The organism is Parabacteroides sp. AF39-10AC (genome assembly GCF_003635405.1).
Classification (GTDB): Bacteria; Bacteroidota; Bacteroidia; order Bacteroidales; family Tannerellaceae; genus Parabacteroides; species Parabacteroides distasonis.
Genome location: NZ_QTLP01000004.1, coordinates 160,191 through 174,216 on the forward strand (window position 1 = coordinate 160,191; position 14,026 = coordinate 174,216).

The following is a 14,026-nucleotide window of genomic DNA, read 5'->3' on the forward strand; positions in this document are numbered from 1 at the left end:
ATAGTATATGTTTTTGGCATGCCTTTTGCCTTAGGCAGGATAAAAAAACTTATACTAAGATGAGAAGGATCTATATAGCGATGTGTTGTCTGTGGGCGGGGATTTCGGGAGTATGTGCCCAAGACAATACGAATAAAGTTCGAATAACCCTGCGGCAAGCGATCCAGATCGCACAGCTTCAATCCGTAGACGCTGCCGTGGCGCTCAATGAGTTGCGAACGGCCTATTGGGAATTCCGTACGCATCGGGCGGATCAGTTGCCGGAAGTGATATTTACGGGGACTCTGCCTTCATATAGCAAGCAATACTCGAAGTACCAGCAATCGGATGGTTCTTATACCTATGTGCAAAACAATGCCTTAGGCTTAAATGGAGAGATCTCTATCGCCCAGAACATAGCCTTGACCGGAGGTAAGATCGCCTTGAATACCTCTTTGGATTTTACCCGTCAGCTAGGTAGTGGCGCTTACAACGAGTTTATGAGCGTACCTGTTAGTTTGACATTGACGCAACCGATCTTCGGCGTGAATGACCAAAAATGGAAACGTCGTATCGAGCCTGTTCGTTACCAAGAGGCTAAGGCCGCTTATATGGAGAACGTGGAGAATGTAACGATCGCTACCATCACGAATTACTTCAACTTACTGTTGGCGGAAGATAATCTGGATATCTGTAATCAGAACTTGCTGAACGCCAATAAACTCTATGACATAGCGGTAGCGAAGCGTAAGATCGGGCATATCTCGGAGAGCGAGTTGATGCGTTTGAAACAGTCGGCCTTGCAAGCGAAAGGTAAGCTAACCGAGGCTCAATCCAATTATAACGCGATGATGTTCAAGCTCCGTTCCTTTTTAGGGATGAGCGAGCAAGACGTGATCGAGCCTGTTCTTCCCGAGGCGATAGAAGGGGTCCGTATGGATTATCAGGCGGTATTGGAGAAGGCTCAAGAAAATAACTCGTTCTCAAAGAATATCATGCGCCGCCAGTTGGAAGCGGATTATGATGTGGCGACCGCCAAGGGAAACCGTCGAAGTATTAACCTGTTTGCCTCCGTGGGTTATACCGGTAAGGATATGTCCATGCGAGGAGCTTACAATCCATTGAAAGATAACCAGATCGTAGAGGTCGGGCTTTCGATTCCTATCTTGGACTGGGGAAAACGAAAAGGTAAGGTAAAAGTAGCCGAATCGAATCGGGATGTCGTACTTTCCAAGATCCGTCAGGAGCAAATGGATTTTAATCAAGATATCTTCCTCTTGGTGGAGAATTTCAACAATCAGGCCGCTCAATTGGAGATAGCCGCCGAGGTGGACACGTTGGCGGAAAAGCGCTACAAGACCTCGATCGAGACTTTCATGATCGGAAAGATCGATATCCTAGACTTGAATGACGCCCAGAGTTCGAAGGATGATGCGAAGCAAAAGCATATCCAAGAACTGTATTATTACTGGCGTTATTTTTATAACATCCGTAGTATAACATTGTATGATTTCTTGAATAATCGTACATTAGATGCCGATTTCGAGGAAATCGTGAAACGATAAATTGATTATATGATACTGATAATAGATGATGATGCGGCTGTTCGTTCCTCGCTTACATTCCTGCTAAAACGTGCGGGTTTCCGGTCGGAGGCGGTTCCGGGGCCGAAGGAGGCCTTGGAGGTGGTCCGTGCCACGGCGCCGGAGCTGATCTTGATGGATATGAACTTCACGCTGACTACCACGGGCGAGGAGGGGATTCAATTATTGAGACAGGTGAAGATCTTTCGTCCCGATGTACCTGTGATCTTGATGACCGCTTGGGGATCGATCTCTTTGGCAGTGCAGGGAATGCAAGCCGGAGCCTTCGATTTTATCACGAAGCCTTGGAATAACTTGGTATTATTGAAATCGATCCGGACCGCCTTGGAATTGAGCGAGCAGAAGAAAGAGACAAACGCTCCCTTGAACCGTTCGGATGCCGACCATAAATTTCATTTTGATAAGATCGTGGGGCAAAGTGCCGCTTTGATGGATGTATTGGGGACGGTCTCGCGTATCGCCCCGACAAACGCCTCTGTTTTGATTACCGGCGAGAGCGGTACGGGTAAAGAGCTGATAGCGGAAGCGATCCATGCGAATAGCCCCCGGTCGAAAGAGGCTTTCGTAAAGGTAAACCTAGGCGGACTTTCCCAAAGTCTTTTTGAGAGCGAGATGTTCGGACATAAGAAGGGGGCTTTTACGGACGCGTACATGGATCGGGTAGGGCGTTTCGAGATGGCGAACAAAGGCACGATCTTCTTGGATGAGATCGGCGATTTGGAACTGTCTTGCCAAGTAAAGCTGCTTCGGGTATTGCAAGACCAGACCTTTGAGGTCTTGGGGGATAGCCGCCCCCGGAAGGTGGATATACGGGTCGTAAGCGCTACGAACCGGGATTTACGATCGATGGTGGCGGACCGTACGTTCCGTGAGGATCTTTTTTACCGGATCAATTTGATCACGGTGCATTTACCCGCCTTGCGTGAGCGAAGGGAGGATATCCCATTGCTGGCCCGATATTTCGCGGATAAGCAATCGGAGGTCAATGGGCTACCGAGGGTGGAGTTCTCATCGGATGCCCAGACCTATTTAAGCCGTCTTCCTTTTCTCGGTAATATCCGTGAGTTGAAGAACTTGGTGGAGCGGACGATCCTTGTGTCGGGTAAGACGCTTTTGGATGCCGCTGATTTCGAGGTTCATTGCATGAATACATCCGGCTCTAAATCAACGATTCCGTCTTCTTTGGAGGGCTTGACCTTGGATGAGTTGGAGAAGCAAACCATCTTACGCTCCTTGGAAGCGCATGGAGGGAATTTATCGCATGTCGCTACGGCGCTGGGAATCAGTCGTGCCGCCTTGTACCGGAGATTAGAGAAATACGGAATCCCGATCGATAAATAAGAAGAGGCGAGGATGAGGCTGAAAGGACTATTCTGGATATTGACGACGCTGCTGTTGACTATATTGGCGGTGGTGACTTATTATGTCTTTTATACGTCTTCTATCCGGATGTTTTTCGCGGTAGAAGCCTTGGTCTTGCTTACGATCATCTATTTATTTGTCTTTTATCGCCGTATCATAAAGCCCTTGCATATCATCGGTAACGGTATGGAGTTGTTGAAAGAGCAAGACTTTAGTTCCCGCTTGGGAAAGGTCGGGCAAACGGAGGCGGACCGGGTGGTCGATGTGTTTAATAAGATGATGGAGCAGTTGAAGAATGAGCGTTTGCACCTCCGGGAGCAAAACCATTTCTTGGACTTGCTGGTCAACGCCTCTCCGATGGGAGTGATCATCTTGAACTTGGATGAGGAGATTCTATCCATGAACCCGGCCGCATGTAAATTGTTTGGCGCGCAAAGCTCGGAGGATATGGTGGGAAAACGTTTTCTTCAACTAGATTCTCCCTTGGCGGAAGAATTGGTACGGGTTCCGATGTATCAAGCGCAAACCGTCCGGTTGAACGACGCTAATATTTATAAATGTACGCATTCTTCATTCGTGGACCGGGGCTTTCACCACCAGTTTTATTTGATAGAGACGTTGACCCAAGAGGTGTTCAAGGCCGAGAAGAAAGCGTATGAGAAAGTGATACGTATGATCTCTCATGAGGTGAATAATACGACCGCGGGTATCACCTCTACCTTGGATACGTTGGAGTCTACTTTCAGCGGGATGGAAGATATGGAGGATGTCTGCGAGGTTTTGCGGGTCTCCATAGAACGCTGCTATAGCATGAGCCATTTCATCACCAATTTCGCAGATGTGGTGCGTATACCCGAACCCCAAAGTCGTCCGCAAGAATTGAACCAAGTGGTGTCCGCTTGTAAACGCTTTATGGAGACGGTTTGCCAGAACCGGAATATCGAGATTGTTATGGATCTGAGCGAGGAATCTCCAGTCGTGAATTTGGATAATTCATTATTCGAGCAAGTCTTGGTCAATATTATCAAGAATGCCGCCGAATCCATCGAGCGGGATGGAAAGATTTATATCCGGACGACTGTGCGTCCCACCTGCTTGGAGATAGCCGATACGGGCAAGGGCATCGACAAGGAAACGGAAACTAAACTATTCAGTCCGTTCTTCTCTACGAAACCGAACGGACAAGGTATCGGCTTGATCTTTATCCGTGAGGTACTGTTAAAACATGATTGCCGATTCTCTCTCCGCTCTTACGCGGATGGATTGACAAGGTTTAAGATTTGGTTTAGTTGAAATAATCCCTTTATGGTTTGAGGTTTTTCCCTTGTAGGCTAAGGCTGTATCCTTACAGGTGTTAGCCTTTTTGTCTGCTTGTATTCATCATGCAACAGCCGTTGCATGATCATCTACCAACTGTTGCACGATCTTCTACCAGCCGTTGCATGATCGTCCAACAGTTGATAGATGATGGATGTCTCTAGAGGAAAAGTCTAAAGATAGGGATGGAAAGGACTAAAGGATACGGAGGTTTTGGGCAAGCTGTACTGGATTTTATACTATCTTTGGGCCGTATAACAAAGCAATAGAAATCTAATCTTGAATATCATGAAGAAAGTAGTATCTGTATTATTTATCCTTGCGATTATCGTATTTTCTGTATTAATGGTAAGCTATTCGAGTGATCAAAAGCCGGAGAAAGTTCTTCGCCATGTTGTTATGTTCGGTTTTAAGCCGGATGTGTCTGAGGCGCAGGTGAAAGAGGTTGAGGATGCCTTTAGTAAGTTGCCTTCTCAAATCGATTTGATCAAAGGATATGAGTGGGGAACAGATTGTAGTCCGGAGGGATTGCAACAGGGCTTGACTCATTGCTTTTTCTTGACTTTTCATTCGGATGCGGATCGGGACGCCTATTTGGTACATCCGGCGCATAAAGCGTTTGGCAAGGTGTTAGGAGGGAAGGCATCGGCGGTTACGGTGTTGGATTATTGGACGAAATAAAAAGAATGGGCGGGATGAATCGATGAGTCACCCCGCCCGTTTTTATATTTCTCAGTTACTTTATATTATAACCATTGATTCATGAACTGATCCATCTCTTCCGCATGGGCTTCTAGGCTTTGAAGTAGCTTGAATTGGGCTTTTGTACGGATTAAGTTATGTTTCGGGCTATGGATCTTGTAATAGGTATCGCCGTTGATATAATCGGTTAAGAAACGAACGGTCTGCATATAAGTCAATAAGCGTCCACCGTAAGGTAGCAATTTGATCTCGGTAGGAGTTAAGAACGCCTTGGCTTTTTCCATATATCCACGGGTATAGGCTTTGAATATCTCCATATTAACGTTTACGTTATCCAGATTCTCATCGTCCTCGGCACCCGTATTGGCTCCGGTACGGATAAAGTCGCCGATATCGGAAAGGACGAAACCCGGCATCACGGTGTCCAAGTCGATCACGCAAAGCACCTTGTCGTTATCAGCGTCAAACATCATATTGTTAACTTTTGTATCGCAATGGTTCGTGCGTTTCTTCAATTGGCCCTCACGGTACAGGCGTTCTTGAATGCACATCGCTTCGGCACGTTTCTCGATCTCCTCTACCAAATCTTTCACCTCTTCCAACCGGCCTGCCGGATTAGCGGCTACAGCCTCATGGAATTGTCGCAAGCGGAACTCCATATTATGGAAATCCGGGATGGTCTCGCCCAGCGTACCCTCGGGTATATCGGACAACATGGTCTGGAAATCACCGAACGCTTTGCCAGCCTCATAAGAAAGCTCAGGAGTTACTTCCTCATAGCTTTTGCTGCGAGGGATGAATAGGCATACCCGCCAATAACTATCTCCGTCGAAATAATATTTTTTCCCGTCTTTAGTCGGCAAGAAGGTTAATACCTTACGGTCGATATCCGTTTCACCTTTTTCCTCCAGCTTCTTGCGGATATGAGTGGTAACCACATGGATGTTATTTTGCAGCATATCCACATTGGTGAAGATTAAATGGTTGATACGCTGTAGCACGTATTTGATCTCCCCTTTCTCGTTGGTCACTTTCAATGTATCATTAATGTGTCCGTTTCCGAATGGTTCAGCGGAAACTACTTTCTCGTCCAACTGGAACTGGGCCAAGATGTTTAGTAATTGTTCTTTCGTTTTTGCCATGATATTTCATATGTTAACTCCGGCAAAGATACAAAAAAAGGCCACGATACAAATCGTGACCTTTTTTTATTTCTTAAAGAAAGAAATCTTATTTCTTGTTACGGTTACCATAACGGCTCATGAACTTATCAACACGTCCGGCTGTATCGACCAACTTAGACTTACCAGTGTAGAACGGGTGAGAAGTGTTAGAGATCTCGACCTTTACCAACGGATAAGTTACGCCGTCGATCTCGATCGTCTCTTTAGCGTTAATAGTAGAACGAGTGATGAATACATCATCGTTTGACATGTCCTTAAATACTACAGGACGATAATTTTCAGGATGAATACCTTTTTTCATTGCTTTATTATCTATTTTAATTTATACTCTGTATATATTTGGTAACCGGTATTTTGGCTTGCAAAGGTAAGGGTTTGCCACAAACAAACAAAGAAAATCGTATTATTTTTTTCAAGAGCGTTGATTTTGTGTTATTTTATATGCTTTGAAGCATCATTTGTCGTGAATCTTGATTATCTTTGTGCAAGTTTTTAATCATTAACGTAATAACATAATAACAACTATGGTAAATTACAAAGATTTGGGCTTGGTGAACACAAAAGAAATGTTCGCTAAGGCTATCAAGGGCGGATATGCTATTCCTGCTTTCAACTTCAATAACATGGAACAGATGCAGGCTATCATCAAGGCTGCTGTAGAGACAAAATCTCCGGTTATTTTGCAAGTTTCAAAGGGCGCTCGCCAGTACGCAAACGCTACTTTGCTTCGTTACATGGCACAGGGTGCTGTTGAATATGCTAAGGAATTAGGTTGCCCGAATCCTCAGATCGTTCTTCACTTAGACCATGGTGATACGTTTGAGACTTGCAAGAGCTGTATCGACTCTGGCTTCTCATCTGTAATGATCGACGGTTCTCACCTTCCTTATGAAGAGAACATCGCTTTGACTAAGAAAGTTGTTGAGTACGCTCATCAATTCGATGTAACTGTAGAAGGCGAGCTTGGTGTATTGGCAGGTGTTGAGGATGAGGTTTCTTCAGACCACCACACTTATACCAATCCTGAGGAAGTTATCGACTTCGCTACTCGTACGGGCTGCGATTCTTTGGCTATCTCAATCGGTACTTCTCACGGTGCTTATAAGTTCACTCCGGAGCAATGTACGATCGACCCTGTTACAGGTAAGATGGTTCCTCCTCCATTGGCATTCGATGTTTTGGACGCTGTTATGGAGAAACTTCCGGGATTCCCTATCGTTCTTCACGGTTCTTCTTCTGTTCCTCAGGAAGAGGTTGAGACTATCAACAAATTCGGTGGCGCTTTGAAGGCTGCTATCGGTATTCCTGAAGAGTGGTTGCGTAAGGCTGCTAAATCTTCTGTATGTAAGATCAATATCGACTCAGACTCTCGTTTGGCGATGACTGCCGCTATCCGCAAGACTTTCGCTGAGAAACCGGCTGAATTCGATCCTCGTAAATATCTGGGCCCGGCTCGTGATAACATGGAGAAACTTTACAAACACAAGATTATCAACGTTCTTGGTTCTAACGACAAGTTATAATCGGAAGTTTCTTGATATAAATAAAGAAAGCCATCTCGGTATCGGGATGGCTTTTCTTTTAGTCTGTAGTTTAGTCTTTTAATACCTTACGGAGTGCTTCCAACATCGGATCTACGGTAAGATCGTTGCCGGTAGCTTGCTTGATCCACACATTCGGGGTGAGGCGGCCTTGCTTGAAGATACGGCTAACCTCATTCGCGAAATCCTTGCCGTTGAGGTAGTTCTCAAGTTGGAACTCGATAATCTGTCCGAAAGCGTAGGCGGAAAGGTAGAGCGGATAACCGATCATATGGGAGTAAATCGCTAGAACGGTCTCGTCTTTCACACCGAATACCGGAGCGTAATACTTATTCCAGATTTCCTTGGAAAGACGGATCACGGCCTCCTGCAATTCCCCGGCGGTAGCGTTAGGATGTGCGTACATCCATTTCCATACGGAGATATCCAGCATGGAAACACCGCAAATCTCATACATGCTCCATATCTTATCCAAGATATCCATCTTTTCTTTTTCCGGATTCTCGTCTTTTATGCCCAGTAACTCAAGGTCTCTTTTCTGGAAGACAAAGGCCAGCGCTTCGGTGAAAGCCGTATTGGGAACTCCGTTGAGCATATAATAATCGACATCATATAATGAGATCGTTTGCTCTACGTTGTGCCCAAACTCATGGATGGCGATATTATATCCTTTGTAATCCATCCCTTGTGAAGGAATACGGGTACGTAAACGGGAACGCTGGCCTTTCATGGAGGCTCCCCACGCATGACCGGAACCACGGGCGGGATCGACTGCGATCTTATCCGCCAGATATTGGGCACGATCGGGGCTGAATCCTAGTTTCTGTAAGATTTCCGGTAGCTTCTTTTCCATCGTTACCGCATCGGGATACAGGGTACGGGTTTGCTCGTTTAGCTTGTTCTCGTCCAGATTGCTACGGGCCTTGAAGCCATCGTACCATATATCGTAGGCTTCCAGTTTGCGTCCGAGGCGTTTGGTGATGATTTTCCCCACTTCCTTTAGTTCGGGGGCGGAAAGGAACTGATCGAACAGGGCTTCTACATCGTTGACATCTATTTCCATATCTTCCGTGAACTTACGGTCTATATAAGTGTTTCCCGTATATTTGTCTATACGCTGCATGGCGTTGAAATTATTCAACATTTTCTGATAGCGGGCCGGGCTTTCAGGGGTACCTTCTAGTTCATTTCCAGCTTGGGATAACGTATTGGCGTACGGGTTCCATTCGTAACGATCCGAGTTGATCACCTCTTTCGGGATTTCTTGCGAGATGATTCGCTTCATGACCTCATATACCATCCGTTGTTTTTCCAATCCCTCTTTTCCTTTGTTATAATTGGCCTTGATCTCGTCGCGAAGGTTCCAATGGCAAAGTAAGCGCATGTCGGAGGGGAAAATGGTTTTTCCTTTAGGAGTTAGTAAATGCCCCATATAGATATTATAATCCGCGATGTAAATATCTGCGTCACTTTCCGTATCGGCGGCGGCTTGCTTTACTTCCGCCGGTATCCGTTCCGTAAACATATCGCCCAGACGGGCGTAGGCCCATGCTTTACGGTCATCACCTAACGCCTCTTTCTCCTTGAGAGTAAGTTGGGGAAAGTTGAGGGCGATGATGAAGCCGATCTTGTTGGCGTATAGATCGTCCATTAGGTGGGAACTGGGGCTGTAGGACCCGAATTTCTCGTCGATGGCGTGTAGAGGTCCGGTATCTAGGTTCAAATTTCGTTGCAGACAGAGTACCATCTCGTTGAAATTGCCATTGATACCTTCAAGATACTCGCTGATCTTGAGGAAAACTTGGTCTTTTTCGGCGGGATCGGATAGATAATTCTCCCGGCAGAAGGTTTGAAACGCTTGCTCATCCCCATCGGAGGTTTGCCAGAGGCGGGCTACTTGCTCGACACCCTTCGTGATTCCTGCTTGATTCTTAGCGTCCTTGGCTATTAGCTCGTCTATCGTAGCTTTTACGATAGAAGGCTGGATGCTGGCTTGCCCTTGCATAAAGCCAAAGGCGCAGGCCAGTAACATACAAATACGTACGACTTGCTTTCTCATGGTATGTTTGTATAAAGTTATTTAAAACAAATGTATGAATAATATTCGTATCTTTGGCCGATTTTTCTAATTGAGTAAAAAACAAAGAGATGAAAAAGTTACTATGTATGTGGATGGCCGTATGCGGCCTTTTGTTGATTCCCGGAAACATGAAGGGACAGTCCTTGAAAGATATCTTAAATTCATCTGCCGTAAAGAACGCCGTGACTTCTGTCACCGGAGGGAAAGCCGTGACTTTCGAGAATTTACAGGGAACTTGGATGTATGTGAATCCTGCCTTGCGACTGGAAGGTGATAATGCCTTGAAGAATGTAGCGGGAAGCTTGGCGGCTACCGAGGCAGAGAAGAAAATGAAGGAATATTGCGAGAAAGTAGGTATCGTGGAAGGTGTATTTAATTATGTCTTTAATTCGGATAGTACGTTTACGAGCGCATTGAAAAGGGGAAGCCTGAAAGGTACTTACTCGGTGAGTCCGGAAGATAAAACGGTGACGTTACGGTATACGGTGGGTAATAAGAAGCTGACCGTTTCTACGCTTACCGCCCATGTCATCCTTTCTGGTAATGAGTTGACATTGCTTTTTAACGCGGATAAATTACTGAAGTTCTTGAGCACGGTTTCTTCTATATCTAGCAATACGACCTTGAAAGCCATCAATAAGTTGGCGAGTGAGTACGATGGCATGATGCTGGGTTTCGATTTGAAGAAATAATGTAATATGATACGATTTATACCGAGGCGTTATTGGGCAGTAATAGCGGTTGCGTTGGCATTGACCATGTCCGTGTTGGACGGTACGATTGTCAACGTGGCGCTTCCTACCTTGTCCCGTGAATTCGGGACATCCCCTTCCTCCACGATCTGGATTGTCAACGCTTATCAGCTGACGATTACGATGTCTCTTTTATCATTCTCCGCTTTGGGAGATATTTATGGATATAAGCGGATTTTCTTGATCGGGACGACAATATTCTGCTCAACGTCATTATTCTGTGCCTTATCCTCGTCTTTCGCCATGTTGACGGTCGCGAGAATATTGCAAGGGATCGGAGCCTCGGCTATCATGAGCGTGACGACCGCTTTACTTCGTATTATTTATCCTCCTCAATATATAGGGCGGGGAATGAGTATCAATGCCATGGTCGTGGCGGTATCGATTGCTGCCGGGCCGTCGTTGGCGGGCGCTATTTTATCAGTCGCTTCTTGGAATTGGTTGTTCGCTATCAACGTACCTTTAGGGATTTGCGCGATTATAACGGGTTATTTTCTTTTGCCTCAAAATCCTTGCAAGGATGGGCCGAAACGAAAGTTTGATAAGATCGGTGGAATCTCGAATGCCTTGACTTTCGGATTGCTGATTTATTCGTTGGAAGGCATCGCCCATCATGAGAACTGGAGAATGATCGCTTTACAGGTTCTTCTTCTATTGGTGATCGGAACATTTTTTATCCGCAGGCAACTACGGCAGGAGGTTCCGATATTGCCATTGGACTTGATGCGGATTCCGATATTCGCCTTGTCCGTATTATCCTCGATTACTTCATTTACGGCACAGTTGTTGGCGATGGTATCATTACCTTTTTATTTGCAAAATGTAGCCGGAAGAAATGAGGTGGAGACGGGGCTGCTGTTGACTCCTTGGCCGGTAGCGACGATCTTGATCGCTCCGGTGGCCGGGAGGCTGATCGAGAAATATCATCCCGGATTGTTAGGCGGTATCGGGATGGTGGTGTATGCGACCGGACTTCTTCTATTGGCTTTATTGCCGGAGCAACCCACCAATATGGATATCGCTTGGCGATTGATGCTTTGCGGTATGGGTTTCGGCCTGTTCCAGACCCCGAATAATAGTACGATGATATCGGCCGCCCCTCGTTCCCGGAGTGGTGGGGCGAACGGTATGCAAGGTACGGCACGACTGTTGGGGCAAACGCTGGGGACGACATTTGTCGCTTTGATCTTTAGTGTTACCTCTGCGACCGATAGTATGCCGGTTTGTATGTATGTAGCGGTCGGTTTCGCTTTAGTCGCCGCTATCGTGAGTTGTCTCCGTATCTCACAGCCCGTTCCCATGCGTGGAAGGTGAGTAGGAAGATACGATTTCTAATAGGGTCTCACCGTAGTTCTCTATGATCTTTTTGCCGATTCCGGGTATCTTCAACAGTTCTTTCGAGTTCGTGGGCAAAGTGTTGCAAACGCCAATTAAGGCTTTCTGTTGCAAGATCGTGTAAGGAGGCAACTCCTTTTCTACGGCAAGCTCGTATCTCCATTGTTTCAAACGGGCATATAGCTCAGGATGTAAGACATCCGTGGAGACGGGGATCTTTTCCGCTTCCGTCGATTTCCGCGTCGATTTCCGCTTGCTGGCAACAGCCGACTCCTCAATGTTCGCTTTAGCCTTGGCGGATAGATAGTCGATGAGACGAAAACCATCTTGGCAGGCTTTTAATGTAGCGACCTTGATCGTAAGCTCATCGCTGAAAGCTTTTAATGCGGATGTAAATGCCTTACGGGCCTCTTTATTGTCGATCTCCACGTCGGAAGCCTCTATCAAAGGGAGGCAATAGGTCTCGATCTTTTCCAGAAAGTAAGCGCAACCTTTTCGGATGCGGTCTTGTATATGCTCGTCCGTATCATAGAGATTCGTGCTGGAGATCATACGGGTGAGTTGCTGGCAGAAACGTTCGCCTACTTCTACTATATCCGAACGGAAATAATCCCGTACCCGGGGATATTGGTTGCTTAATTCCGGGTATAGTTTTTGCAGATGGGTGTATGCTGCGTAAGATGTATATTGCAACTTTTGTTGTACGGGATTGAAGTCGAATAGCTCGGTTGCCAATCTCAAATAATACTGTTGTTGGGCTTGACGCAGTTGGTCTTCACACGGTTGACGCTCCGAGAGGGAAGAGGTATAACTTAATATCTTCTCATCGCTAATCATGGCGTTTCGAGTGATCGGGCTACTCAATACCATTCCTTCCAATGTCTTGCAACGGCTCAAGGCAACGTAGACTTGTCCGTGTGAGAAGGCGGCGGATGCGTCGATGATGGCATGTTCGAAAGTCAAGCCTTGGCTTTTATGGATCGTGATCGCCCAAGCGGTTTTCAGTGGGTATTGGCTGAAAGAGCCGGCGATTGTTTCCGTGATATCCTTCGTGTTCTCGTCGATCGTATATTTCACGTTTGTCCATGTCTCCCGGTCTACGGTGATATCGTTTCCTAATTCGTCGGATACGATAATCTTGCTCGGGCTGATGAAGACAATTCGGCCGATCTTTCCGTTATAATATCGTCTTTCGCCGGAAGAGTCGTTTTTTACGAACATGACTTGAGCGTCTTGCTTTAGCTCCAATACCTCGTCGGTCGGGTAGGAGTAAGCCGGAAAGTCATCCTTGATCTCCGCCTTATACGTATAAGCCGGGTCGGGTAATTCTTGCAATTTCCGGTTATTGATTTGCTGGGCTTGATAATTATGGGTTGTCAGCGTGATATAACCCGCTTTGTCATTTGGTTTAAAATTGGGGATATAACGTTGGTTTAAGGTGTGTAGCGTATTCTCGTCGAAGCGGTTTTCCCGGATATTGTTCAATAAGCGTACGAACGTATCGTCCGCTTGGCGATATACTTGAGTTAATTCGATGCAAAGATAATCACTTTCGGAAAGAGCCTTACTGTCAAAAAAGAAGGGAGAGGCGTAATGTTCTCTCAACAAATTCCATTCGTCCTCCTTCGCTACGGGGGCTAATTGTTGTAAATCTCCGATCAATAATAATTGAACGCCCCCAAAGGGTTTATTCCTATCCCGGTAACGACGTAGCATATCACTGATAGCGTCCAGCAAATCGGCACGTACCATACTGACCTCATCAATAACGAGCAGGTCCATACTACGGATGATATTGATCTTATCCCGGCTGAATTTATGAGAATAGGATTTATTTTGCCCGGAGGCCATTTCGCTACCCGGTATATACGGTCCGAAAGGTAGCTGAAAGAAGGAGTGAATGGTTACCCCTCCCGCATTAATCGCCGCCACTCCGGTAGGTGCTACCACAATCATCCGTTTTGGGGAAGTCTCTTTAAGTTTTTTCAAGAATGTGGTCTTTCCTGTTCCCGCTTTTCCGGTAAGGAAGATGTTGGTTCCGGTATTTTCCAGATAGTTGAAGGCAAGGTCCAATTGTAAATTTGTTTGCATCATATTTAAGTCGTTTAGGTGAATTCACAAATGTACGTATAATCTTTCAAACGTCCTTCTCAAATGGAAAATAAACGGA

Annotated in this window: 11 protein-coding genes; 7 read left to right on the top strand and 4 right to left on the bottom strand. The window is 46.0% G+C overall.

Annotated elements, in window-relative coordinates; genetic code table 11:
- Positions 1-59: 59 nt before the first annotated feature.
- The 4 genes from DW033_RS05245 to DW033_RS05260 all read left to right on the top strand — a co-directional run bounded on the left by DW033_RS05245 (position 60) and on the right by DW033_RS05260 (position 4,943).
- On the top strand, positions 60-1,544 hold the full coding sequence (locus DW033_RS05245) for a TolC family protein (RefSeq protein ID WP_005854697.1): 1,485 nt from the start codon (positions 60-62) through the stop codon (positions 1,542-1,544).
- A gap of 9 nt (positions 1,545-1,553) precedes the next feature.
- On the top strand, positions 1,554-2,924 hold the full coding sequence (locus DW033_RS05250; protein WP_122144334.1) for a sigma-54 dependent transcriptional regulator: 1,371 nt from the start codon (positions 1,554-1,556) through the stop codon (positions 2,922-2,924).
- 12 nt (positions 2,925-2,936) lie between these two features.
- Positions 2,937-4,238 carry a PAS domain-containing sensor histidine kinase gene (locus DW033_RS05255; protein ID WP_005864800.1) on the top strand — a complete coding sequence of 434 codons (1,302 nt, stop codon included), beginning with the start codon at positions 2,937-2,939 and terminating at the stop codon, positions 4,236-4,238.
- Positions 4,239-4,550: 312 nt separating this feature from the next.
- Positions 4,551-4,943, top strand: coding sequence for a Dabb family protein (locus tag DW033_RS05260; RefSeq protein ID WP_122382515.1), 393 nt, complete (start codon positions 4,551-4,553; stop codon positions 4,941-4,943).
- Positions 4,944-5,008: 65 nt separating this feature from the next.
- Here the strand turns inward: DW033_RS05260 and DW033_RS05265 are convergent, their stop codons facing one another.
- Positions 5,009-6,106, bottom strand: coding sequence for a phosphotransferase enzyme family protein (locus tag DW033_RS05265; RefSeq protein WP_122382516.1), 1,098 nt, complete (start codon positions 6,104-6,106; stop codon positions 5,009-5,011).
- A gap of 88 nt (positions 6,107-6,194) precedes the next feature.
- A complete protein-coding gene (locus DW033_RS05270) occupies positions 6,195-6,449 on the bottom strand; it encodes a type B 50S ribosomal protein L31 (protein ID WP_005854707.1) in 255 nt (84 codons plus the stop codon).
- Positions 6,450-6,672: 223 nt separating this feature from the next.
- On the opposite strand from DW033_RS05270, the gene DW033_RS05275 reads away from it, so the two are divergent.
- Positions 6,673-7,671 (top strand): class II fructose-bisphosphate aldolase, encoded by a 999-nt coding sequence (locus tag DW033_RS05275; protein ID WP_005854709.1) that lies wholly within the window; start codon positions 6,673-6,675, stop codon positions 7,669-7,671.
- Positions 7,672-7,741: 70 nt separating this feature from the next.
- On the opposite strand, the gene DW033_RS05280 is transcribed toward DW033_RS05275, so the two are convergent.
- Positions 7,742-9,748, bottom strand: a complete 2,007-nt coding sequence (locus DW033_RS05280; RefSeq protein WP_057329011.1) for a hypothetical protein — start codon at positions 9,746-9,748, stop codon at positions 7,742-7,744.
- An 89-nt stretch (positions 9,749-9,837) separates the two neighbouring features.
- Between DW033_RS05280 and DW033_RS05285 the strand changes: the two genes are divergently transcribed.
- On the top strand, positions 9,838-10,461 hold the full coding sequence (locus tag DW033_RS05285) for a DUF4923 family protein (protein WP_122297561.1): 624 nt from the start codon (positions 9,838-9,840) through the stop codon (positions 10,459-10,461).
- A 6-nt stretch (positions 10,462-10,467) separates the two neighbouring features.
- Complete coding sequence (locus DW033_RS05290) at positions 10,468-11,835, top strand: MFS transporter (protein ID WP_036613045.1); 1,368 nt, start codon at positions 10,468-10,470, stop codon at positions 11,833-11,835.
- Here the strand turns inward: DW033_RS05290 and DW033_RS05295 are convergent.
- Positions 11,806-13,950 carry an HRDC domain-containing protein gene (locus DW033_RS05295; protein ID WP_122297560.1) on the bottom strand — a complete coding sequence of 715 codons (2,145 nt, stop codon included), beginning with the start codon at positions 13,948-13,950 and terminating at the stop codon, positions 11,806-11,808. The genes DW033_RS05290 and DW033_RS05295 overlap by 30 nt on opposite strands.
- Positions 13,951-14,026 lie beyond the last annotated feature (76 nt).